Source organism: Parasphingorhabdus sp. JC815 (assembly GCF_040717415.1).
GTDB lineage: Bacteria > Pseudomonadota > Alphaproteobacteria > Sphingomonadales > Sphingomonadaceae > Parasphingorhabdus.
The window spans coordinates 99,710-119,724 of record NZ_JBFEFM010000001.1 but is presented as its reverse complement, the minus strand read 5'-3'; the positions used below and the strand labels follow the sequence as shown (position 1 = coordinate 119,724).

At 52.4% G+C, this 20,015-nt stretch carries 29 protein-coding genes; 25 read left to right on the top strand and 4 right to left on the bottom strand.

Annotation, left to right across the window (positions count from 1 at the left end; all coding sequences use genetic code 11):
- Positions 1 to 40 precede the first annotated feature (40 nt).
- From AB1K62_RS00615 to AB1K62_RS00570, 10 genes are all read left to right on the top strand, one after another.
- Positions 41 to 1,162: a phage major capsid protein, P2 family gene (locus AB1K62_RS00615; protein ID WP_367000410.1), complete on the top strand. Its 1,122-nt coding sequence runs from the start codon at positions 41 to 43 to the stop codon at positions 1,160 to 1,162.
- Between the two features lie 93 nt (positions 1,163 to 1,255).
- The gene (gene gpM, locus AB1K62_RS00610; RefSeq protein WP_367000409.1) at positions 1,256 to 2,071 is read left to right on the top strand and encodes a phage terminase small subunit; all 816 of its coding nucleotides are present in this window, start codon (positions 1,256 to 1,258) and stop codon (positions 2,069 to 2,071) included.
- A gap of 123 nt (positions 2,072 to 2,194) precedes the next feature.
- Positions 2,195 to 2,689: a head completion/stabilization protein gene (locus AB1K62_RS00605; protein ID WP_367000408.1), complete on the top strand. Its 495-nt coding sequence runs from the start codon at positions 2,195 to 2,197 to the stop codon at positions 2,687 to 2,689.
- Positions 2,686 to 2,895 carry a tail protein X gene (locus AB1K62_RS00600; protein WP_367000406.1) on the top strand — a complete coding sequence of 70 codons (210 nt, stop codon included), beginning with the start codon at positions 2,686 to 2,688 and terminating at the stop codon, positions 2,893 to 2,895. The genes AB1K62_RS00605 and AB1K62_RS00600 overlap by 4 nt, the downstream gene beginning before the upstream one ends.
- 2 nt (positions 2,896 to 2,897) lie before the next feature.
- A complete protein-coding gene (locus AB1K62_RS00595; RefSeq protein ID WP_367000404.1) occupies positions 2,898 to 3,275 on the top strand; it encodes a hypothetical protein in 378 nt (125 codons plus the stop codon).
- Positions 3,262 to 3,390 carry a hypothetical protein gene (locus tag AB1K62_RS00590; protein ID WP_367000402.1) on the top strand — a complete coding sequence of 43 codons (129 nt, stop codon included), beginning with the start codon at positions 3,262 to 3,264 and terminating at the stop codon, positions 3,388 to 3,390. Before AB1K62_RS00595 ends, AB1K62_RS00590 begins: the two co-directional genes overlap by 14 nt.
- Entirely contained in the window at positions 3,380 to 3,832 is a 453-nt protein-coding gene (locus AB1K62_RS00585) for a D-Ala-D-Ala carboxypeptidase family metallohydrolase (protein WP_367000401.1), read from the top strand. The genes AB1K62_RS00590 and AB1K62_RS00585 overlap by 11 nt, the downstream gene beginning before the upstream one ends.
- Positions 3,829 to 4,464, top strand: a complete 636-nt coding sequence (locus tag AB1K62_RS00580) for a hypothetical protein (RefSeq protein ID WP_367000399.1) — start codon at positions 3,829 to 3,831, stop codon at positions 4,462 to 4,464. Before AB1K62_RS00585 ends, AB1K62_RS00580 begins: the two co-directional genes overlap by 4 nt.
- On the top strand, positions 4,457 to 4,918 hold the full coding sequence (locus AB1K62_RS00575; RefSeq protein ID WP_367000397.1) for a phage tail protein: 462 nt from the start codon (positions 4,457 to 4,459) through the stop codon (positions 4,916 to 4,918). The genes AB1K62_RS00580 and AB1K62_RS00575 overlap by 8 nt, the downstream gene beginning before the upstream one ends.
- A gap of 5 nt (positions 4,919 to 4,923) precedes the next feature.
- A complete protein-coding gene (locus AB1K62_RS00570; protein WP_367000395.1) occupies positions 4,924 to 5,400 on the top strand; it encodes a phage virion morphogenesis protein in 477 nt (158 codons plus the stop codon).
- A 5-nt stretch (positions 5,401 to 5,405) separates the two neighbouring features.
- On the opposite strand, the gene AB1K62_RS00565 is transcribed toward AB1K62_RS00570, so the two are convergent.
- Both AB1K62_RS00565 and AB1K62_RS00560 read right to left on the bottom strand, forming a co-directional pair.
- Positions 5,406 to 5,738, bottom strand: a complete 333-nt coding sequence (locus AB1K62_RS00565; RefSeq protein WP_367000394.1) for a type II toxin-antitoxin system HicB family antitoxin — start codon at positions 5,736 to 5,738, stop codon at positions 5,406 to 5,408.
- Entirely contained in the window at positions 5,735 to 5,989 is a 255-nt protein-coding gene (locus AB1K62_RS00560; RefSeq protein WP_367000392.1) for a type II toxin-antitoxin system HicA family toxin, read from the bottom strand. The genes AB1K62_RS00565 and AB1K62_RS00560 overlap by 4 nt, the downstream gene beginning before the upstream one ends.
- A 183-nt stretch (positions 5,990 to 6,172) precedes the next feature.
- On the opposite strand from AB1K62_RS00560, the gene AB1K62_RS00555 reads away from it, so the two are divergent.
- From AB1K62_RS00555 to AB1K62_RS00485, 15 genes are all read left to right on the top strand, one after another.
- Complete coding sequence (locus tag AB1K62_RS00555; RefSeq protein ID WP_367000391.1) at positions 6,173 to 7,075, top strand: baseplate J/gp47 family protein; 903 nt, start codon at positions 6,173 to 6,175, stop codon at positions 7,073 to 7,075.
- The gene (locus AB1K62_RS00550) at positions 7,075 to 7,728 is read left to right on the top strand and encodes a phage tail protein I (protein ID WP_367000389.1); all 654 of its coding nucleotides are present in this window, start codon (positions 7,075 to 7,077) and stop codon (positions 7,726 to 7,728) included. Before AB1K62_RS00555 ends, AB1K62_RS00550 begins: the two co-directional genes overlap by 1 nt.
- Positions 7,728 to 8,777, top strand: a complete 1,050-nt coding sequence (locus AB1K62_RS00545) for a hypothetical protein (protein WP_367000387.1) — start codon at positions 7,728 to 7,730, stop codon at positions 8,775 to 8,777. The genes AB1K62_RS00550 and AB1K62_RS00545 overlap by 1 nt, the downstream gene beginning before the upstream one ends.
- Positions 8,778 to 8,779: 2 nt before the next feature.
- The gene (locus tag AB1K62_RS00540) at positions 8,780 to 9,262 is read left to right on the top strand and encodes a hypothetical protein (RefSeq protein ID WP_367000385.1); all 483 of its coding nucleotides are present in this window, start codon (positions 8,780 to 8,782) and stop codon (positions 9,260 to 9,262) included.
- 1 nt (position 9,263) lies between these two features.
- Positions 9,264 to 11,162: a hypothetical protein gene (locus AB1K62_RS00535; RefSeq protein ID WP_367000383.1), complete on the top strand. Its 1,899-nt coding sequence runs from the start codon at positions 9,264 to 9,266 to the stop codon at positions 11,160 to 11,162.
- Between the two features lie 16 nt (positions 11,163 to 11,178).
- Positions 11,179 to 11,361, top strand: coding sequence for a hypothetical protein (locus AB1K62_RS00530; protein ID WP_367000381.1), 183 nt, complete (start codon positions 11,179 to 11,181; stop codon positions 11,359 to 11,361).
- Positions 11,362 to 11,477: 116 nt separating this feature from the next.
- A complete protein-coding gene (locus AB1K62_RS00525) occupies positions 11,478 to 12,068 on the top strand; it encodes a phage baseplate assembly protein V (RefSeq protein WP_367000379.1) in 591 nt (196 codons plus the stop codon).
- Positions 12,065 to 12,439, top strand: coding sequence for a GPW/gp25 family protein (locus tag AB1K62_RS00520; RefSeq protein ID WP_367000378.1), 375 nt, complete (start codon positions 12,065 to 12,067; stop codon positions 12,437 to 12,439). The genes AB1K62_RS00525 and AB1K62_RS00520 overlap by 4 nt, the downstream gene beginning before the upstream one ends.
- Before the next feature lie 15 nt (positions 12,440 to 12,454).
- Positions 12,455 to 13,606, top strand: a complete 1,152-nt coding sequence (locus AB1K62_RS00515) for a phage tail sheath subtilisin-like domain-containing protein (protein WP_367000376.1) — start codon at positions 12,455 to 12,457, stop codon at positions 13,604 to 13,606.
- 38 nt (positions 13,607 to 13,644) lie between these two features.
- A complete protein-coding gene (locus tag AB1K62_RS00510) occupies positions 13,645 to 14,154 on the top strand; it encodes a phage major tail tube protein (protein ID WP_367000375.1) in 510 nt (169 codons plus the stop codon).
- 118 nt (positions 14,155 to 14,272) lie between these two features.
- Complete coding sequence (locus tag AB1K62_RS00505) at positions 14,273 to 14,599, top strand: phage tail assembly protein (RefSeq protein WP_367000373.1); 327 nt, start codon at positions 14,273 to 14,275, stop codon at positions 14,597 to 14,599.
- Positions 14,599 to 14,727, top strand: a complete 129-nt coding sequence (locus tag AB1K62_RS00500; protein ID WP_367000371.1) for a GpE family phage tail protein — start codon at positions 14,599 to 14,601, stop codon at positions 14,725 to 14,727. The genes AB1K62_RS00505 and AB1K62_RS00500 overlap by 1 nt, the downstream gene beginning before the upstream one ends.
- A 30-nt stretch (positions 14,728 to 14,757) precedes the next feature.
- Positions 14,758 to 17,004, top strand: a complete 2,247-nt coding sequence (locus AB1K62_RS00495) for a phage tail tape measure protein (protein WP_367000370.1) — start codon at positions 14,758 to 14,760, stop codon at positions 17,002 to 17,004.
- Positions 16,994 to 17,377 (top strand): phage tail protein, encoded by a 384-nt coding sequence (locus AB1K62_RS00490; protein ID WP_367000368.1) that lies wholly within the window; start codon positions 16,994 to 16,996, stop codon positions 17,375 to 17,377. Before AB1K62_RS00495 ends, AB1K62_RS00490 begins: the two co-directional genes overlap by 11 nt.
- On the top strand, positions 17,377 to 18,375 hold the full coding sequence (locus AB1K62_RS00485) for a phage late control D family protein (RefSeq protein ID WP_367000366.1): 999 nt from the start codon (positions 17,377 to 17,379) through the stop codon (positions 18,373 to 18,375). The genes AB1K62_RS00490 and AB1K62_RS00485 overlap by 1 nt, the downstream gene beginning before the upstream one ends.
- Here AB1K62_RS00485 and AB1K62_RS00480 read toward each other — a convergent pair.
- Together AB1K62_RS00480 and AB1K62_RS00475 are read right to left on the bottom strand one after the other, a co-directional pair.
- The gene (locus AB1K62_RS00480; protein ID WP_367000364.1) at positions 18,372 to 19,019 is read right to left on the bottom strand and encodes a hypothetical protein; all 648 of its coding nucleotides are present in this window, start codon (positions 19,017 to 19,019) and stop codon (positions 18,372 to 18,374) included. The two genes, AB1K62_RS00485 and AB1K62_RS00480, sit on opposite strands and share 4 nt — an antisense overlap.
- A gap of 109 nt (positions 19,020 to 19,128) precedes the next feature.
- Positions 19,129 to 19,941, bottom strand: coding sequence for a S24 family peptidase (locus AB1K62_RS00475; protein ID WP_367000362.1), 813 nt, complete (start codon positions 19,939 to 19,941; stop codon positions 19,129 to 19,131).
- Positions 19,942 to 20,015: the final 74 nt, after the last annotated feature.

Below are 20,015 nucleotides of genomic sequence, written 5' to 3'. Positions count from 1 at the left end.
ATCCCGCCCACCATTACTGCCAGAGTTTAAGGAACCCAAAATGCACAGAGAAACCCGCGTTCAATTTTCCGCTTATGTTTCGCAAATCGCGCTGTTGAATAGCGTATCGGTGGCCGATGTATCGACCAAATTTGCGATTGAACCGACCGTTGAGCAAAAACTAGAAGAACGTATGAAGGAATCCAGCGAATTCCTGTCCGAAATCAATATGGTCCCGGTTATTCAACAGAGCGGCGACAAGGTTGGCGTTGAGGCCACACGCAGCATTGCTGGCCGAACGGACACCAGCGGCGGCACGAAACGCAACCCGACCGATCCGACCGACACCAAGGCGCAGCATGGGTATTTCTGTCGTCAAACCAACTATGACTGGGCGATCCGTTATGCCAAGCTGGACGCGTGGCGTCACAAGCCCAATTTTCAGGAATTATTGCGTAACGCCATCCTGAAACAACAAGGCCGTGACCGCATCATGATTGGTTGGAACGGCACGAGCGCCGCTGCAACCACGGATCGCGTTGCAAATCCGCTGTTGCAGGATGTCAATAAAGGCTGGTTACAGCATGTCCGGGAAGATGCACCTGCACATGTTCTGGATGATGGCTCTTTGACTGTAAAATCAGACAAGAGCAACAATCCGGCGCTTAAAGCTATCTATGTCAAACCGAATGTGACGCTCTATGACGAATCGCTGGACAATAGCGACACTGGCGAAGCCGATTATTCCTCTCTCGACGCTTTGGTGCTCGATGCGAAGTCATTGATCGAGGAATGGCATCGCGGCGACACCGAACTGGTTGTCATTGTCGGTCATGATCTGGTCGATGAGAAATATTTTAACATTGCCCAGAAAACAGGTGCGACCGCTACGGAAGTTGAGGCGATGGACCGGATTATCCGTTCCGACAAACAACTTGGTGGCTTGCCAGCGGTTCGGGTGCCATTCTTCCCCGCCAACGCGATTATGATCACGCGTCTCGATAATCTGTCGATCTATTGGCAGGAAGAAACCCGCCGCCGCATGATCAAGGACGAACCCGAAGCTGACCGGATCGCTAATTTCGAAAGCGTGAACGAGGACTATGTCGTGGAAGAATATGACCTAGTCGCGCTGGTTGAAAATATCGTCATCGGCGCTGCTCCAGCCCGTCCCGCTCCCTAACACCCGCTAGATCGCTGATCCGGACTTGAGCCATCCGGATCAGCGGTCGCCTTATCGATCAATCGGCTCAAAGACCCCGCAAAGGAATCCATCATGACCAGTCTAGCGCGCCGCACTCGTGAACGTAAATTGGCCCAGCAACTTGCTCAAAGCAGTGGGCAATCCGTACCTTCCGGTATTGCTCCGGCGATGCCGGAGACGGGCGAAGGCGTGAATGAATATAATGGGCTGCTTGCCGCACTCCACAATGATCTGCACGAAATCAGCGATATTCAATCGCTCGATGCGCGCAACCCGGTCAAACTGGAAAAAGCAGTTAAATATCATGATTGGGTCGCTGGCGCATTGCTGGCAGGCCATGAAGAAAAAGCGGTTCAGGACGAAATTGTTGTCACGCAAATGATCTGGGCATTGGATTATGGCGATTATACCTATGCGCTCGATATAGCTGAGCATTGCCTGAAACATGGACTTGCACTGCCCGAACGCTATTCGCGGTCACTGGGCTGTCTGGTGGCCGAACAGGTGGCTGAAAATGCGCTTGTTCCCGATGCTGATATTCCGCTTGATATCCTAAACCGCACCCATGCGCTAACCGAAAAATCGGATATGCCGGATCAGGCACGGGCGAAATTAATGAAGGCTCTGGGACGCGCCCTTTCTAGCGCGGCGGAAGCATTTGATCCGGAAGCGGACAACGCGGTTGCGGGCGGAAAACCGGCTTTGACAGCATCGGCTATCGATCATCTGACTTTGGCCCTGAAACTCAATAAAAATATTGGCGTCAAAAAGGAATTGGCGGCGCTGGAAAAGGAACTTGAAAAAATGGGCGGTCAACCCGCCGCTAGTCCTGATCCGCAAACCGGTGATCAGAAGGGCTCGACCGAACCGACCGACGAAAAGGAATAGCAGTCTCGCCCACGGCGCTCGGGTGGCGGAAGAACGGATCGGCGAAGGGTCGCCTAGATACCGTTCCGGTCTTCCCCACCACCCGTAAATTAACAGGCCGTAAATTGACAGGAAAGGTGAAATATGAGCGGCTTTATTTCCTCCCCCGCACTGCCTGTTGATCCGGTAGACGCCACGGTTGTTATGGATGGCTGGTTCCCCGACATCAGGGTCGCTGACATCCGCTCCAAGGTCCGAATGGGGGAAGGCGTCGTTTCGCACGAGCGATTGTTAGGTGCGATCGAAGGCGCGGCGCTGACGGCCCTGAAGATGCTGTCAAAATGGCGTAGTGCTATTGCTGCCACTGGCATCGCGAGACTTGAAGATATTGACGATATCAGCATCGGCGGAAAGTCCCGGCCAGTGATCATCTGGGAGCGCATTATCCGATATTATACTGCTGCCGAGATTGCCGACCTGTACCGCGACATTTCCGCAACCATCGAAGGCCGCGACCGCGCCGATGAAGAGGATATTTCGGCTGATGGCTATCGCCGCCTCGCACATAATGCAGTGACCGATCTACTCTCCATTGGCGCTGAAACACCGGTGCAGCGTAACATGGTCGACCTAGTATGATTGTCGCGGCAATTGCCGGAGAAACGCTGGACGCCCTCTGCTGGCGGACACTTGGCCGCACTGCAGGTGTTACAGAGCAAGCGCTGGAGCTTAATCCCGGACTTGCTGCTGCTGGCCCAAAGCTGGCCGAAGGTCAGACAGTTATTTTGCCGGAAATCAACACTGCCGCACCGGCTATTCGTGAAACTGTTAATTTGTGGGATTAAGCATGGAAGAATTACGAAATTTTCTATTTTGGTGGCTCGCAGCGCTGATCGCCGCCGCGACCATAGTCGGCGGACGTTTGGGCATGTTTCTGTTCCGCCTCGCAGCCGATCCGCCAGATGATCCTGTATTAGCGCTCCACTGGACGCGCAGGCGGCGTTGGCTTGCGTGGTCAGAACTTTCTGCTCTACCCGCCTTCGCCACCATTTCGGTTACGGCGGTGGAATATTGGGGGCTGAATCCCATAGTCGCCGTATTAATCGCTATGTTTTTGGGCGGTGTCGGCTTTGCAATGTTGCTTGACGGCGCACAATGGCTTTTCCGGAAGCGCCTTGGCCTGCCTGATTTGGGGGCAGCGGGGAAGAAAAATGTCTCCGACTGAAAGCTTCACAATCATCAGCCTGTTCCTGTTTTTACCGCCGCTTGCCAAGGCGATTTGGCACGGTTGGCGGATTGAACAACGTCATCATGAAAAGGGAAACGATAATGCGTCTTAGCCCCCATTTTTCGCTGGCCGAATTTACGTACAGCGATACTGCCCAAAAGCGGAAAATCGATAACACCCCTACAAAGGGGCATATCGCAAAGATGACGCAGCTATGTGAGAATGTGCTTGAACCGGTGCGTGCCCATTTCAATCGCCCCGTCCGTATCACCAGCGGCTTTCGATCACCTGCGCTTTGTATCGCCATCGGCTCCAAAAAAACATCACAACACGCAAAAGGCGAAGCCGCTGACTTCGAAATCACCGGCATTTCCAATTATGAGTTGGCTAAGTGGATACGCGATAATATCACCTTCGATCAGCTCATCCTTGAAAACTATATCCGCGGAAACCCCAATTCCGGTTGGATACATTGCAGCTACCGGGCCGATCGGCTGCGAAATCAGACGCTGACATATTCGCGCCGTAGCTATTTCAACGGATTGGTAGCATGAGCCTCCTCGCAAATATGGCTTTTGGTCTGCTATCCGGTTTCAAATGGCTGGCTAACCTCCTCGCTAAATTATTCCGCTGGGCAGTAAAAAACCCCGGCAATGCATTATTTTGTGTGCTCGTTGCGGTGACAATATGGACTTGGCTCTGCATCATTCCCTCAAAAAATCATGAAATTGCGGTGCAGTCCGGCGCAAAAACGATTTTGGCGAAACGATACCAGGACGAAGTGACCGCTCATAATGCAACCATCATCGGTTATATCGCGGCCACTCGCGCGGCAGAGGAACTGGATAGGCAGAATATCAACCGCGTCGAACGCGAAGCCGCCGTCGTGGCCGAAAAGGAAAGGGAAAAATATGAAATACGCATGGCTTCTTATGCTGGTCGCGCTGACCGCCTGCAGCAACGCATCGAGCAGTTACAAACGACCGGCCTCAATTCCGGCAGTAGCACAGACGCGGCAATGTCCGGTCATCCCGATGCCACCTGCCGCGCTTTTGGAGCCGCCGATTGTCAAGACCTTACTGCCCGAATAACCGATGCCCAGCGCAGCATAGATAAATTACTAGGACTACAGGCATTTTATGCCGGTACGGTGCTAATCGATGTGAATAGCGGCGCTGATGATTAAACCCGACTCTTTACGGACAGCTATAGTTGCTACCATCCCTTCACTGTCCCGCGATGCAGAACGATTACTGATGTTCATCGACCGGGGCAGTGTGCGAGGCTTCATGACCACAGACCGGTCATTTGAATATCGTTATAAGCTGAATATCATCATTACTGACTTTGCCGGATCGCCTAGCATCGTCATGTTGGCAATATTGGACTGGGCGCGTATCAATCAACCGGAATTGACCGTTCCGCCAAACGACGCTTTAACATTCGAAGCCGATATTCTTGACAATAAAGCGGTCGATATGTCGCTTGAAATCATGCTGACGGAATCGGTTAAGATAACGATCAATGAAAATGGCAAGGATGATCTGGAGCATATCGCGGAGCCAGCATTGCTATTTAACGACGACACCGGTCTGTTTGACCCGACCCCGCCTTTGACTGGCCACAGCGTTGAAGACTAACACCCATGGCCGATGATCTGGATGCCTTGGAACCGTGGCTGGAAGGCTATTTGACAAAGCTGAAACCCGCTGCACGCAGGCGACTGTCACTTAAAATCGGACAGGCAATTCGCCGTAGTAATACCGGGCGCATCGCCAGAAATGAAGAACCCGATGGCGGTGCCATGGATCCCCGCTTACCACGAAAACCCCGCAAATCGACTAAGTCCGGACGGGTAAAGCGCAAAGGCAAGATGTTCCGGAGGCTGCGACTTGTCCGCAATATGAAACTCCGCACAGATCCTGAAGGCGTTGAATTGAGTTTCATTGGTGGGGCCGCTCGCGTTGCATCAGAACATCATTACGGACTGGAATCATTTATCGGCAAAACCCATGATGGCCGCACCATCAAGGCCCGTATGACCGAGCGGCGCTTGCTCGGCTTTGGCAATGCCGACCGCGACGAAATAATTGACGCGGCGGCAAAGCATTTGGGTGATTAGCCAACTCATGTCGTGGCTTGATTAAGTACCCGCTCGCCCCACTGATTGATGCTCATACCTGCCATTTCGGCATTTTTAGCAATGCGCGCGTGCAATTCAGGGTTAATACGGAACATAACCTTGCCGCTATATTCGCGGTCTGGCTCTTTCCCTGCTTTCGCGCAGGTCTCAAGATAATCGTCCACAGCTTCATGAAAGGCTGTCCGCAGGTCTTCAACAGTATCGGCGTGGAAGCCGATGCCATCGCGCAGGCCCGCAACCTGTCCGAAGAAAATGCCGTCATCATCGTCATATTCGACGCGTGCGCTATAGCCCTTATAGTTCATAACATTGTTCATGGGGTCACTCCTAACCGTATCAGGTAGGCGCGGGCGGCGCGAACCTGATATCGCTTTGCTTCCTTGGCTGGATGCGGGCGATGGAAAGTTTCAATTGCGCCATCCTTTTCAAACCGGACCCGCGAACCGTTTCCTTCGATTACTCTGCAACCAACCGCAACAAGCAGCGCCTCAACCGAACTCCATCCAATTGTACCGGATACCGGATCAGTAAAGATGGCCTTGAGCGTCTTGGCGTGCTTGTTGTTCATGCAAGCATATTATGCTAGCACAATGTATATTGCAAGCAAAAAGTGCTATCACTTATCGTTCAGCGATTTTTCAATGAGTCTGCGGACTGTTTCGGAAAGCAATCTCGGTGCTGCTGTTGTAAAGCGACCTCTTACAACAGCAGCCACTAGTTAGAACGCCATTGCATCGGCCAATGCCGGTCTATGGTTTCATCAATCGCCACCTCACCAGCAATCGATCTTTCGCGTCTTCCCGCGCCGGAACTCATTGTCCAGCCCGATTTTGAAACGCGGCGTCAGACGAAAATTGATCGTCTGATCTCGCTTCTCCCCGAATTTTCCGCACTGGTCGAAAGCGATCCGGCGATTAAGCTGATCGAGGCAGACAGCTATGATGAAATGGTTCTGGCGCAGAATTTTAACGATGCCGCACGGTCATTGCTTTTGGCTTATGCCACCGGTGGGTCGCTTGACCAGCTCGCGGCGCTTTACGGTGTCACGCGGCTTGTCACGACGCCTGCAAATCCGGTCACCGGCGCTCCCGCCGTAATGGAAAGTGATGATGATCTGCGCCGCCGTGTCCTGCTTGCGCCGCATAGCTTTTCGGTTGCAGGGCCGGAACTGGCCTATGTTTATCACGCACAGAGCGCCAGCGGTGACGTACTGGATGCGTCCGCCACATCGCCAAGCCCCGGCGAAGTTGTCGTCTCTATCCTTTCCCGCACGGGAGATGGCACCGCGCCTGCCCAGACATTAAACGCAGTAAGCGCGGTGCTACAAAACAAGGCGGTCAGGCCGCTTACCGACCATGTCACCGTGCAAAGCGCAGAGATCATTGATTTTGATGTGACGGCTAATCTGTGGCTTTATGCCGGTCCCGATGAAACGCTGATCCTCAATACTGCCTTGGCATCACTGAACAATTTTTTAAACAGTGTGAAGCGCCTTGGTCGCGATATTAACCAATCTGCCCTGATTGCCGCGCTCCATGTCGCCGGGGTTCAGCGCGTTGATTTGACCGCGCCCGCCACGGATATCGTTCTAACCATGCTTCAATCGGGGCACGCGGTGAATCTTAACGTCTCCGTCGCTGGCACTGCTGATTAATGACTATTCCCTCCGATACGCTGGCCAAAAGCCTGTTACCGCCCAATAGCGCAGCCTCCGAGCATGCGATTGAAGACGCGCTGCGTATGGACGTGGATCTGTCAGCGGTCGGTACATTGTGGAATCCATGGACCTGCCCTGCGTCTGTATTGCCGTTTCTGGGATGGGGTCTTGCCATATCGCAATGGGATTCCGATTGGACCGAAGCAGAGAAACGGGCGGAGGTGGCTGATGCTATCGCTTTCCACCGTCGCAAAGGCACTCGCGCAATTGTTGAGGAAGTTTTGGAGCGTTTTAACCCGCTGCTACAGGTCGTGGAATGGTGGGAAGCAAATCCGAAACGGCAACCACATACTTTTGAAGTACGCGCACCGGCCAATCTTATACCCGCCAGCTTTTTGAATGCGGAAACCGTCAATGCCATTATTCGCGATATCGTCGCTGTAAAGCCTGTCCGCGCCCATTTCGATTTCGTGCAAATTCTTGAAGCGCAAGCTGGCGCTTATTTAACCGGCGGCGGATTGCCTGCGACTTATGCGCGCACGGACTTTGATGCCCGCCACGATCCGGACCCACGATGGGATAATTATCTGCAAACCGAAAATGGTGAACCGATGCAATCGGAAGCCGGACAATTGTTGGAGGAATCCTGATGGCTGGGTTTTTAATGACTATCACCGATGCCGGGCTGGATGCGCTCGTTGATGCGCAAGGCGGCGGATCGGATGATATTCAAATTGTCTCTCTCGGCCTGTCGAATATGCCCTTTGTTGCATCTCGCACAATCACAGCATTGCCGGGAGAATTCAAATTGGTGACTACGGTAACAGGGTTGCCTGTGGCCGAAAATATTATCCATCTGACCGCTTATGACACCAGCTCCGACACTTACGATGTAACCGGGTTCGGCCTATATCTGGCAGACGGCACATTATTTGCGGTCTATTCCAGCGAAACGGACCCCGTTCTTTCCAAAGCGGCTCTCGCATTCGCGCTATTTTCTCACGATATCAGTTTTGATAATAGCGCCGCAGCCAATATTACATTCGGAAGCGCAGCCTTCACTTATCCCCCCGCGTCTGAAACGGTCAAAGGCATCGCTGAAATCGCAGATAACGGTGAGGCAGATGCCGGGACTGATGATACCCGTATTATGACGCCCAAAAAGGTAGGACGGGTACTGGACGCGCTGGCGCAGGCGATTAACGGTACCATTAATGCGCTCTCGACCAGTTTGAATGCCGCAATAAATGCGCTGCGTAACCGGACAATTACAGGTTCCGGCCTTGTGACAGGTGGCGGCGATTTGACAGCCAATCGCGTGTTGACTGTACCAAAGGCATCGCCCGCAGACGTTGCTACGGGGACCGATGATACAAAGGCTTTGACCGCGCTGGCATTGTCCGGTTTACCGCGAAACCTGACCCAAAATGGCCATGTAACATTGCCCGGTACCGGCGGCTTCATGATCCAGCAAGGCCGTTTTACTGCTTCGGCCAATGGCACTACTCCGGTACTGTTCCCGGTTAGCTTTCAGACTGCCTGTTTTTCAGTCGTCATCAGCGGCGATCCGGCATCAGGGGGAGCACAGCAGGATAACTCGCCCGGAGTGGTCACATCATCAATAACCGCATCCGGATTTTCGGCATATAGCGCGCACGATAGTTCGGTCGGAACAGCCTATATTGCAGTGGGAAGGTAACGATGGCCATATATTATTCGCGCAGCCTGAACGATAATAAAGGCGGTTTCCTCGACACTGCCATTCATGGAAATGCTTTACCGCAGGGTGCTGTTTCCATTTCAACAGCGCTGCATGAAGAATTGATCGCAGATCAATCGCAAGGGGCTAAAATTGTAGCAGATAGCGAAACGGGAAGCCCCAGAGTTAAATGGCCAGACCCGTTATCATTATCTGAGTCCCGCACTCTCATGACCCGACGCACCAAAGAGGAAGCGGAACGACGAATAAATACCATATCTCCAATTTACCGGCAGATGAATGACATTCGTGAAGCGCAATCGGCGGACACAATGAGCGCAGAGGCAACGGCTCGGTTCTCGAAGATTGATGCAATTCGTGCAGCTTCGGATGCAATCGAAGCGGAAATTGCCGCTATGGCCGATGCAGCAGCGATATTGGCCATCGACCTTTCAAATCATCCTTCATGGCCGGAGGTCAATTAAGATGACAAAAATATCATTACTTCCCCCGCTGACTGGCCCTCTCACCGGTAGTGAAAATGTTCCGCTGGTTTCCAGTAACGAAACAATGCGCAGTTCGACCCAGTTATTGGCTGATCTGGTTGCGTCACAACTGCCCTCTTCGCAGATAATCAAAGGTGATACCGGCCCCGCAAACTCGACATTCACCACGCTTGAAGCCTTGAAAGCGGCTCCGATAACGAATAAATCCTACACCATCGTAGGCACAGCGATTGACGGCTCGTTTTCGTGGCGCGCGGGTGATTACAGCGGAACACCTGTGGATGATATAGATGTAAACGTCATCAAGCAGAACGACACTGACTTATCTGTCGGGGCTATTGTGCGTACCGGACATGACCTCGATACACCTGTTTCGGTTGATCCTTCTTTACCTAATCCTGTTGTGCTGCGAAAGATATTACTCGACGCACAAGTTAGCCGGATACTTTCAGCAAGTGGTGTTGGTGATACTTCAGAGCCAGCACGAATAGCTGAAACAGCCAAATTTCAGGCGCTTTGCGATACTGGCCGGTCGTTTTCAGTTCCGGCACCTCAAGACGCGTACGCAGTGAAAACCATACGTTTAGCGGATGGGCAAAAGATTGAGGGAGCTGGAGAGTTTTCGCATCCGATTAGCGTGGCCAATGCGCTGCGCGACACCCATTTCCATTTTATCAGTAGTGACCCTGCTCCCATTTTTCTATTAGGGGACGGGACGGGCCTTGAAAGACGTCAAAGCCTGATAGGTGTGTCTGCTAAAAACGTCGGCGGTCCGTGCGTTGTTATGGATAACGCACCGAATTGGCTCTTAGAGCGGAGCCGATTTTTCTCTTCGGGTGATACACCAGCGGTTAAGGCAAACTTGAGCTATCGCGCAGGAGTAAAGGGTTGTTTTATCGCCGCGGGCGGACCGGGGGCCGGTTCTAACACATGGGCACTCGATCTTAACAACAATATCAACGGTTGCTTGATAGATGGAAACACACTGACCGGCGGTTCCGGTGGTGGAGCAGCGCGTATAGGCCAATCATATGATGTCGCGCTAACCCACAATATTGTTGAAAGCAGTTTGCATGGATTTTGGGTTGCTTCTGATAATAACCTTGGCGCAGGTGTGGTTAACAGCCTTTTTGCTAACGATAATAATTTCGAGCAATGCTCTACACCTTGGAAAGTAGGCACTGTTTTTGCTGCAAATGCACCAGTTATTCTCGGTGGATTTATCAGTAATGCTCAAACTTATAGCGTAACAGCCAGGACAGCTTGTATGCAGCTTGGCCGCATTCGTGGTGGTCTTATTAAGGGGATGAATTTCCACCCTCATCCTACGGAGGACTTATTTTGGCTCTGGCTAAACCTCCCTACGACCGAAACACATGACCTTGAAATGGGTGCGCATTTTGCGCACGCCGCCCCTAATGCTGTATATGCACTAAAAGGAGCTTACGCTGCCAACGCATCAGTGAAAGCCGCTGTCGGCGGTTCGTGTAACTTTCCTTTTATGGGTGGTGGAGATCCACAAGGAACCAACCATATCCGCGAGTTTATCACACCGTTGCTTGATGCTTCTGTTGATAGTGGAACGCAAGCATGGATCCCGTCGGCGATTAAAGCCCTAGGCGGCGAAATATACAGCGCACAAGTGATAGATTATGACGGAGGGACTTTCGGCACTGCTGCAATCAGCGCGGGCCGCAGCGCAGCGTTGAACGAAACATTCAACACTGCATTAAGTGCGCTTTCCTTCACAAACGGGGTCGCGGATATCCCCATAAGCGGACCTGCGCTCTTGCCGGGAAGTGACAGCATTTACCGTAACCTGAAAGACGCTGCTGCAACGGCGCAATATCGCATGAAATTCAGGTATCGGATTAACTAACATAAAGGTGAGTACAATGATTACATATAAATTAAACCGCGATCTCGTGATCCCCGCTGGAACAGTCGTTACCCCCGATCACGTCGAACATGTTGCTATACTCACTGATACCGACAGTGAGGATTTTCACATCAAGATGACTTTTGGTTTCGAAGAAGCTCGCGCAGCGGGTTTAATAGATGAACGAACCATTGGATGAGTGCTTTTGTGCAAAGCGGTATCAGATGAGTTGATAACCAAGCCGCCACTAACTCCCTCTTACTATTGTAAAAACAGCGGTTACAACGACAACGCCTAGCTATTAGCACCCAACCCATGAATGTCAGCGGCATGCTTTCATCCATTCCTTTGTCTGAAGATATTCCGCTTGACCCCGCCGCCTTGATCCGCATCGGGACCGTTCTGGCTGTCGATCTGGTGGCAGCACGATGTTCTGTTCAGATTGGCGACCCTGAAGCTGGGGCGATTGAAACGCCCGATATTAAATGGGGGGCATCGCGTGTCGGCAAAACTCGCATCTGGTCACCGCCAGTTGTTGGCGAACAGGTTCTGGTCGCCTTCCCCGCCGGGGAGGTTGCCGCCGGAATAATCATCACATCCATTGCCTGTAATCTATTTCCGCCAGCCAGCGACCAGCACCCCGACCTGATTGCGTTTGAAGACGGAACCACGGTTTCTTACGATGCCGAACAACATCTCATGACTATTTCTACTGCTAACGGCGGCGTCAGAATCACTGCTAGCGAAGGTATTACAATCACTGGCCCCGTCACAATAACCGGCGATGTGAGCGTCGATGGCCAGATTACTTCCACTGGCGATATGGTCGCTGGGGACATTAGTCTGATCAATCACCTGCACGGAAATGTTGCAGCCGGAACCGCAAAAACAGGTGCGCCGGAATGATCGGTCTTTCCAAAATTACCGGCAAATCATTGGATGGCAACGCACATCTGGCCCAATCCATCGCCGATATCCTATCTACCCCTATCGGAACGCGGGTCATGCGGCGCGATTATGGGTCTTTATTGTTCGACTTGATTGACAGTCCCTTGAACATCGCAACCCGCTCTCTGGTTCATGCAGCAACAGCAATTGCCATTTCGCGCTGGGAACCGCGACTGAAGCTGCGCAAGGTGACGATGGACGGTGAGCCAGCATCCGGTCGTCTATCGATAACCATAGAGGGCGACCGCACTGATCTGCCCGCCGCCAATTCACATGTATCTCTTTCCATCCCTATCCGTGTCGGCGGTGCGCCGACTGTTGCCCCGTAAAACAAAGGAACCATCATGACCCACGGCCTGAAAATTACTGAATCCGCCATTGGCGCTCGTACCGTCCAGGACGCATCTTTGGCCGTCATCGGTCTGGTTGCCACTGCGGATGGTACGACGCCTGAAATCACAGCCGCTTTGGATACGGCTTTCCCGGTCGACACACCGGTTCTCGTAACAAATATCACCAATGCTTTGTCTAATGCCGGTGACAAAGGCACTTTGAAAGCCGCCCTAGATGCAATTGCTGACCAGACCACACCGATCTTGGTTGTTGTCCGTGTATTGCCTGACGATCTGCCAGCGACCGAGGAAGCCAACGTGCTGGGCGATGTGATCGATAATCAATATACCGGCATGCAGGCGTTGCTGGCTGCGGAAGCCAAAGTCGGCGTGCGCCCCCGTATTTTGGGTGCGCCGGGGCTTGATACAGCCGCTATCACTGCAAAGTTGATCGAGATGGCGCAAAAGCTGCGTGCTTTTGCCTATGCCTCCCCGCAAGGCGAGACTGAAGCAGCGGTTATTCTTGATCGTGATAATTATGCTGCGCGGGAGCTTATGCTGATCTGGCCCGAATTTACCGGCGGCTTTGATGGCGATGCGGTTGCACGGGCCATGGGGTTGCGTGCCCGGATTGATGAAGAAATCGGATGGCATAAGACAATTTCCAACGTCGCTATCAACGGAGTGACCGGCATAGATCGTGACATCCATTTTGACCTTCTCGACCCGTCAACACCTGCCGGATTGCTGAACGACAATGAAATTACTACTATCGTCCGCAGCAACGGATTCCGGTACTGGGGCAATCGCACATGTTCAGATAAACCTGAATTTGCGTTCGAAAGTGCAGTGCGAACGAGCCACGCATTGCAGGATGAAATCGCAGAGGTCGTTCGCCCGTTCATGGACCAGCCCATGACCATTGGCTTGATCAAAGATATTATGGAAACCTGCAATGCCCGGTTTCGCAAACTCAAAGCAGATGGCAAGATCATTGGCGCAGATATATTCTTTGACGCCGATGACAACGAGCCATCCGCACTAGCCGCTGGCCGTCCGAAATTCCGGATTGAATATACACCGGCTGCGCCTCTCGAAAATCCCGAAATCGGTCTGATCATTACCGACTTCTATTACACCGGCTTCGCTGACCTTCTGAACTAGTCCGCGCCGAAAAACCGTAACGTAAAGGAATTGCCACCATGTCCCTGCCCCGCAAACTGAAAAACCTGAATGCCTCTGTCGATGGCAAAAGCTATCTGGGTGTGATCCCCGAATATGTAGAGCCGAAGCTGGCAATCAAAATGGAAGAATATCGCGGCGGTGGCATGATCGGAGCGGTCCAGATCGATATGGGGCTGGAGCCTATGGAAGCGGAATTGACCATGGCCGGTCACACAGCCTCACTGTTCCGCAAATTCGGTACAACCGATGTTGAAGGTGTCCGTGTCCGCTTGATCGGGGCATATCAAAGCGACGATGGCGGTAACGCGCAGGCAGTGGAAATCTATTTGGGTGGGCGGTTTCAGGAAATTGACCCCGGCACGGCCAAACCCGGCGACGATACCGAGCATAAATACAAGCTGCCGGTCGCCTATTACAAGCGCGTCGTCGATGGCCGCACCGAACTGGAAATCGATATGCTTGCCGGTGTATTCGCTGTCGATGGCGTCGATCGTTACGCCGAAATCATGGCCATAATCACAAATTAACCTAACGGCCATCGCGGCTCATGCAGGGCGCGATGGCCGGAGAACCGGCGGTGAGAACTTGGCCCTAGCCTAGCACCGCCGGTTCAAATCCCTACCCCGCATATCAAAGGAACCCCGCATGACAGACAAGAAAATTGACGCCGTCACTCTCTCCACCCCGATCATAGTTGGTGATAAAACCATCGAGGAACTGACCCTGCGCAAACCGACCGCAGGCGAGCTGCGCGGACTATCTCTCCAAGATATCATGACAAGCGAAGTCAACGCTATGCTCTCGATCATCCCGCGCATTTGCGAGCCGGTTTTAAATACAGAACAGGTCAACGGACTTGAGGTTGATGATTTCGGTCAGATCGCAGGGACCATTCGCGGTTTTTTTATGACACCGACAGAGCGGAAAATGATCGAGACAATGATGAACGGTCAGGGTCAATCGAGTCCCTGATGGCTGACATAGCCGCCATTTTCCACTGGCCGCTCTCTGATTTGCAGGAAATGTCCCTGAATGAACTGATGATGTGGCGCGAATTGGCGGTCGGAAGATGGAATGAAATGCGCGGCAACGGGACTTGAAACCCATGATATCCGGAAAGGTCAGCCACAATGAGTAACAAGCTGCTGTTGGCCGTTAATTTCGTCGGTACCGACAAACTTTCCGGCGCATTGAAGAACATAATCGGCACCGGCAAAAAGAGCGCGGGCGCGCTCAAAGGCATGAAGGATGAAGCGCGGAAGCTGGAACGGGAACTGGCCGGTGTCCGCCGCGAAATTGCCAGCGGCTCTGGCAACATGACCAAACTCATAAATCAGGAACGCGAGCTTGAACGCGCCACTGCCGGAGCAAATGAAAAGCTGAAAGCCCAGTATAAGAACCTGTCCGTCATCGCCAAGGCTGACCAGATCCGCGCTCGTGGACAGGAATTGAAAGCCAGCGGACGCGAAAATATTGTCGCCGGAGCCTCGCTTGCTGCGCCACTCTTACTTGCGGCCAAGGCAGCAGGTGATTTCTCCAGCGGGATGGTGGACCTTCAGCAAAAGGCTGAGCTAACTGACGCTGAAACCGCAAAACTGAAGAACAACATTATAGCCAGTGCAGCGGCGATAAAGCAACTGCCTGAAGACATGCGCGCCGCCGTTGACGTACTGGCAGGGCGCGGTCTGGATCCACGACAGGCGGCGTTAATGGCACCAGCGATCGGCAGACTGGGCACGGCCTTTAAAGTCGAACTCGCAGACGGTGCAGCTGCTGCCTATGCAAATCTGGACAACCTCAGAATTCCGATTGAACAAACTGGTCTTGCGCTCGATATCATGGCCGCCGGAGCGAACGAGGGTGCCTTTGAAGTCGCGGACATGGCAAAGCACTTCCCAAGCTTGACTGCGCAGCTTGCAGCGCTGGGCGGCACCGGCGTTCCCGCAGTCACCGATTTGACCGCCGCGTTGGAAGTGGCGATGAAAACCGCCGGTAATAGCGACGAAGCCGCGAATAATATCCAGAACCTGCTTGCCAAAATCAACGCGCCTGCGACCATCTCAGCCTTTAAGAAGAATTTCGGCGTTGATCTGCCTGCCGCCATGAAAAAGCTGACTGACAGCGGCATGTCGTCGATGGAAGCCATCGTAACGATCACGAAACAGGCCACGAAAGGCGATATGGGCAAGCTCGGCTTTGCCTTTAACGATCAACAAGCGCGCATGGGTATACTGGCGCTTATCCAGAACTTTGACGAATATCGCCGCATCCGCAAAAATATCGCAGCGGGCGGCGGCACGATTGATAAAGCGTTTGATCAACGGGTTTTGAATGATGCCAGTGTTAGCTGGAATTCTTTCATGGGTACAGCATCGGCACTGGCAATAACTTTGGGAACTACCGTACTGCCAGTGATGACGGAGATGTTCGGGGCGCTAAATTCCGGCATCACGGCAATTTCCATGTGGGCGCAGGCTAACCCTGAAGCAGCTGCAATGGTAATGAAGTCGGTCGGCGCAATCGCTGCTCTGCGTATCGGTCTGGGCGCTCTGCAATTCGCCTTTGGCGGATTGCTCGGACCAGCTGCATCTATATTTAAATTTTTCGGAAAAACAAACGTGGCAGGAGTTTCTCGCTTCGCCCGCGTGCTCACCTTGTTAAAAGGCGGCGCAATGATTGCCGGGCGCGCCATCCTGTTTTTGGGCCGCGCTATGCTGATGAATCCAATCGGGCTACTGGTCACTGCTATCGCCGTGGCAGCATACGGAATTTATTATTATTGGGATGAGATCAAAGCAGCATTCTTCTCTGCTGTTGCGTGGCTCGGACAGGCTTGGGCCAATATACAAACCACCTTCATGGCTGGTGTCAATTTTATCATCGGATTGCATAGCCAGATGCTTGGCATCGGCAAGAATATCATCATGGGTCTGGTCAATGGTATCACCAGCGCACCGGGCGCTGTGTTCAATGCTCTGAAAAATGTCGTTATGAAGGGCATCACAGGCGTCAAAGATCTGCTCGGCATCAAATCCCCTTCCCGGCTTTTTATGGGCTTGGGCGACTATATGGCGCAGGGCATGGAGATAGGCATAACAAAAGGCGGAAAACGTGCCATCAATGCCGCTGGGCGCATGGCTGCGGGCGTCGCGGGCGCCGGTACGCTGGCGCTCTCACCCGCCGGTGCCACCTCTATTCAACGCGCCGCATCTTCGGGGTCCGCAATAGCAGCAAATGAAGGCAGCGCGGCTCCTATCACAATCCACGTTCACGGCGCAGCGGGTCAAGATGTGAATGAGCTCGCCGATATAGTCATGACCAAATTGAAGCGCGCCCAAGGTGTCAATCAACGGAGTGCATATAGCGATGACGCGTGAACTACTTTCTCTTGGTATGTTCGTTTTTGGCATGGACAGCCTTGCCTATTCCGAAATGGAGCGGCGCATAGACTGGCGTCACGCACTGTCCGAACGCTTTGGTGCGCGGCCAGCCAGCCAGTTTGTTGGGCCGGGCGCTGACACCATAACCCTATCTGGCATGTTGGTCCCTGAAATCGCGGGCAGCTATGGCGCAATCGACCGCCTGATTGAAATGGCAGGAACCGGCGATCACTGGCCGCTTGTCGATGGCAGCGGAAAAGTGCTTGGCGAATTCCGTATCATTGCGGTGGACCAGCGACAAAAAGCGATAATGGCTGGCGGCTTTGCCCGCGCCACTGATTTCGCGGTTGATCTGGAACGAGCAGACTAATGGCCGCGAATATAGCCGCTCTGCGCCTGACCCTTGATGATGGCACTGATCTGGCTGACAAGATCGATCCGCGCTTCCTGTCCCTGTCCCTGACCGAAAAACGCGGAGAGGAATCCGATGCGCTGGAAATTACCCTGCACAATCATGACGGCAAGATCGCCGCGCCGAAAAAGGGCGTTTACCTGTCTCTCGCGCTGGGATGGAAAAGCGGCAATGATGTAACGACCGGACTGGTTGAGAAGGGCAAATTCCGCGTCGATGAAGTCGAACGTGAAGGTGCACCCGATATAATCACTATTCGCGCCCGCTCCGCCAACATGACTGGCGTCCACCGCAAACGCCGCGATAGGGCATGGAAAGATACGACTCTGGGCGAAATCATCAATGAAATTGCCAACGCAGACGGGCAAAGTGCATCAGTGCATCCCGACCTGTCCAGCATCGAAATCAAGGCGATTGAGCAAGGCACAAAATCAAACCGTATGTTTGTACGTGATCTTGGTCGACGTTATGATGCCGTGGCGACATGGAAGAACGATACGCTGATCTTCATGCCCATCGGGGCCGACACCACGACCAGCGGCAAAGCACTACCGGAAATCACCTGGACAAAACGTGATGGCTGGAAATGGTCATTCCGCGCTGCCGATCATAACGACCATGACGGGGCCGAAGCGCAATATCACGATCAGGACGAGGCCAAAACCAAAACCATCAAAATTGGCGGCGGCAAACGAAAGCGCCTGAAAAAGACTTATGCCAGTAAAGCGGATGCCGAGGCGGCAGCGAAAGCAGAAGCCGCTCGGTCAAAGCGCAGCGTTTATGCCTTCACCTATGATCTCGCGCTGGGCGATCCGACCGTAATTCCCAATGCGAAAGTGGCACTATCAGGCTGGGATAGCGAGATCGACGGAATTAAGTGGCTCGTCGATGAAGTAAAAACCGACATCGACAGTAATGGCTTGCGAACCAGTGTGACGATGGAAACGGCGGGTTAATCGAGCTTTAACTCGTCACTGGTGACACCGTTTTCCATAGCTACCGACATTACGGTTGCTATGCATGCAAGCGCACCGTTTTGCGCAAACTGGCTGTCTTCTTTATAGCTCTGGACAACGGATGGCCGCATATCGCCATCAATGGCTTTTTGCAGCGTTTCCAAGGATTGTTTGCGAGTAAAATATGCAACACCGCAATCCTTCTTCGCCTTCTCAAGAATATCAGTTTGCGCTTCGCCTAATATCTCTGGCTCTTCTAATTTGTTAAATCCAAGCCATGTATCAGCGCATCTATTTTCGGCAGTCTTCGCAAGATCAAATGCTGCATAAATACCTATGGCTTCTGTGTTTTGAAGGCCTTCAATAGCCGCAGTATTGGCTTCGTCGCACGGCATGATGTTCGCGGCGAACGATTTCCAATATTGTAATATTGCGGCTTTTTTTTCAGCCTCGGCGGAGGTGTTAGTGATTGCTGGTTCATCTTGTTCTATCGCGATTTCCGAACCGCCCCCATCGGTGGATTGTTCAGGTTCTGGGGCGAATGATACCAAGATCATAAGCAAAGCTATGAAACCAAATACAGTACCAATGGCAACCTTGTGCCATGTTTTCCAGTTTTCGAATCCGTTTTTATATTCTGCCATCACATTCATCCTCCCGATTATCGATATCAATCATAAAAGCCGGAAAGAGGTGAAACTGCAATCGGCAATAATATAGCCAGAGACAAGCAACCAAACTCGATCTTCGCCTTCACATCCGTCGCCCTACCCAAATCACGCGGCCTATGACGTGCATTTCGCCGTCATAGGCGGTCATAGGTGTTACCGCCTGATTATCACTGTTAATCTGATAGCCGCCATCAGGAAGCTTCCTGACCCGCTTTATCATGCCCAGATCCCCATAGGACAACGCCCAGATGCGGTCCTGTTGCAATATATCCTTTTGTGCAGTGTCGATCAGCACGATATCGCCATCAAGCATTGTCGGGATCATGCTGTCACCCTCCCCCTTCGCTACGAACAGATCTTCAAAACTGCCCTTCATCATCGGACGCAGCCATTCACGCTTGAACGGCGCAATACCTGTATGTTCGTACATTTCATGAACGCTACCGCCACCCATCGAATAGCCAAGTGCCAATTCAGGGATTAGTGCTAAGCCAAGTTGCTTTGCCTGCGCATCGCTTAAAACTGCAGAGTTTTGCAGCACTTCAGAATTTGAAAGTGATACTTCTGTAACAGCTGGTCGTGGTTCTGGTCGATATATCGGTTGAATATCTGGACAGCGGTCTCCTTCAAGCCACTCTTGCTCTGTTACACCAGAACCATCCTTGCCAATAAGACTGATAAAATTGTCGGTAGTTCCCGCGATCCAAGAATAATTTACAGACAAATGCTCAGCAATGACAGGTAGTAGCGTGGATCGGTTCGTCTTTCCGGTAATGATTTGGCTGATAGCACCTTGGGTCACTCCAACTGCATCAGCTAAATCACCTTGAGTCATCGACAATTCCTTCAATCGAAGACGGATGCGATGCGCAATAATATCACGAGAATCGGACATTTTTATCAAATAGACCAATAACATCGCTAATAATTATTAGTTTGCTATTGACGATTATAAGTTTGCTTATATTA

What these genes read in the sequence shown, in the direction of transcription:
- AB1K62_RS00615 (WP_367000410.1), top strand. Translation starts at nt 41, where the DNA reads ATGCACAGAGAAACCCGCGTTCAATTTTCCGCTTATGTTTCGCAAATC.
- gpM (WP_367000409.1), top strand. Translation starts at nt 1,256, where the DNA reads ATGACCAGTCTAGCGCGCCGCACTCGTGAACGTAAATTGGCCCAGCAA.
- AB1K62_RS00605 (WP_367000408.1), top strand. Translation starts at nt 2,195, where the DNA reads ATGAGCGGCTTTATTTCCTCCCCCGCACTGCCTGTTGATCCGGTAGAC.
- AB1K62_RS00600 (WP_367000406.1), top strand. Translation starts at nt 2,686, where the DNA reads ATGATTGTCGCGGCAATTGCCGGAGAAACGCTGGACGCCCTCTGCTGG.
- AB1K62_RS00595 (WP_367000404.1), top strand. Translation starts at nt 2,898, where the DNA reads ATGGAAGAATTACGAAATTTTCTATTTTGGTGGCTCGCAGCGCTGATC.
- AB1K62_RS00590 (WP_367000402.1), top strand. Translation starts at nt 3,262, where the DNA reads ATGTCTCCGACTGAAAGCTTCACAATCATCAGCCTGTTCCTGTTTTTA.
- AB1K62_RS00585 (WP_367000401.1), top strand. Translation starts at nt 3,380, where the DNA reads ATGCGTCTTAGCCCCCATTTTTCGCTGGCCGAATTTACGTACAGCGAT.
- AB1K62_RS00580 (WP_367000399.1), top strand. Translation starts at nt 3,829, where the DNA reads ATGAGCCTCCTCGCAAATATGGCTTTTGGTCTGCTATCCGGTTTCAAA.
- AB1K62_RS00575 (WP_367000397.1), top strand. Translation starts at nt 4,457, where the DNA reads ATGATTAAACCCGACTCTTTACGGACAGCTATAGTTGCTACCATCCCT.
- AB1K62_RS00570 (WP_367000395.1), top strand. Translation starts at nt 4,924, where the DNA reads ATGGCCGATGATCTGGATGCCTTGGAACCGTGGCTGGAAGGCTATTTG.
- AB1K62_RS00565 (WP_367000394.1), bottom strand. Translation starts at nt 5,738, where the DNA reads ATGAACAATGTTATGAACTATAAGGGCTATAGCGCACGCGTCGAATAT.
- AB1K62_RS00560 (WP_367000392.1), bottom strand. Translation starts at nt 5,989, where the DNA reads ATGAACAACAAGCACGCCAAGACGCTCAAGGCCATCTTTACTGATCCG.
- AB1K62_RS00555 (WP_367000391.1), top strand. Translation starts at nt 6,173, where the DNA reads ATGGTTTCATCAATCGCCACCTCACCAGCAATCGATCTTTCGCGTCTT.
- AB1K62_RS00550 (WP_367000389.1), top strand. Translation starts at nt 7,075, where the DNA reads ATGACTATTCCCTCCGATACGCTGGCCAAAAGCCTGTTACCGCCCAAT.
- AB1K62_RS00545 (WP_367000387.1), top strand. Translation starts at nt 7,728, where the DNA reads ATGGCTGGGTTTTTAATGACTATCACCGATGCCGGGCTGGATGCGCTC.
- AB1K62_RS00540 (WP_367000385.1), top strand. Translation starts at nt 8,780, where the DNA reads ATGGCCATATATTATTCGCGCAGCCTGAACGATAATAAAGGCGGTTTC.
- AB1K62_RS00535 (WP_367000383.1), top strand. Translation starts at nt 9,264, where the DNA reads ATGACAAAAATATCATTACTTCCCCCGCTGACTGGCCCTCTCACCGGT.
- AB1K62_RS00530 (WP_367000381.1), top strand. Translation starts at nt 11,179, where the DNA reads ATGATTACATATAAATTAAACCGCGATCTCGTGATCCCCGCTGGAACA.
- AB1K62_RS00525 (WP_367000379.1), top strand. Translation starts at nt 11,478, where the DNA reads ATGAATGTCAGCGGCATGCTTTCATCCATTCCTTTGTCTGAAGATATT.
- AB1K62_RS00520 (WP_367000378.1), top strand. Translation starts at nt 12,065, where the DNA reads ATGATCGGTCTTTCCAAAATTACCGGCAAATCATTGGATGGCAACGCA.
- AB1K62_RS00515 (WP_367000376.1), top strand. Translation starts at nt 12,455, where the DNA reads ATGACCCACGGCCTGAAAATTACTGAATCCGCCATTGGCGCTCGTACC.
- AB1K62_RS00510 (WP_367000375.1), top strand. Translation starts at nt 13,645, where the DNA reads ATGTCCCTGCCCCGCAAACTGAAAAACCTGAATGCCTCTGTCGATGGC.
- AB1K62_RS00505 (WP_367000373.1), top strand. Translation starts at nt 14,273, where the DNA reads ATGACAGACAAGAAAATTGACGCCGTCACTCTCTCCACCCCGATCATA.
- AB1K62_RS00500 (WP_367000371.1), top strand. Translation starts at nt 14,599, where the DNA reads ATGGCTGACATAGCCGCCATTTTCCACTGGCCGCTCTCTGATTTGCAG.
- AB1K62_RS00495 (WP_367000370.1), top strand. Translation starts at nt 14,758, where the DNA reads ATGAGTAACAAGCTGCTGTTGGCCGTTAATTTCGTCGGTACCGACAAA.
- AB1K62_RS00490 (WP_367000368.1), top strand. Translation starts at nt 16,994, where the DNA reads ATGACGCGTGAACTACTTTCTCTTGGTATGTTCGTTTTTGGCATGGAC.
- AB1K62_RS00485 (WP_367000366.1), top strand. Translation starts at nt 17,377, where the DNA reads ATGGCCGCGAATATAGCCGCTCTGCGCCTGACCCTTGATGATGGCACT.
- AB1K62_RS00480 (WP_367000364.1), bottom strand. Translation starts at nt 19,019, where the DNA reads ATGGCAGAATATAAAAACGGATTCGAAAACTGGAAAACATGGCACAAG.
- AB1K62_RS00475 (WP_367000362.1), bottom strand. Translation starts at nt 19,941, where the DNA reads ATGTCCGATTCTCGTGATATTATTGCGCATCGCATCCGTCTTCGATTG.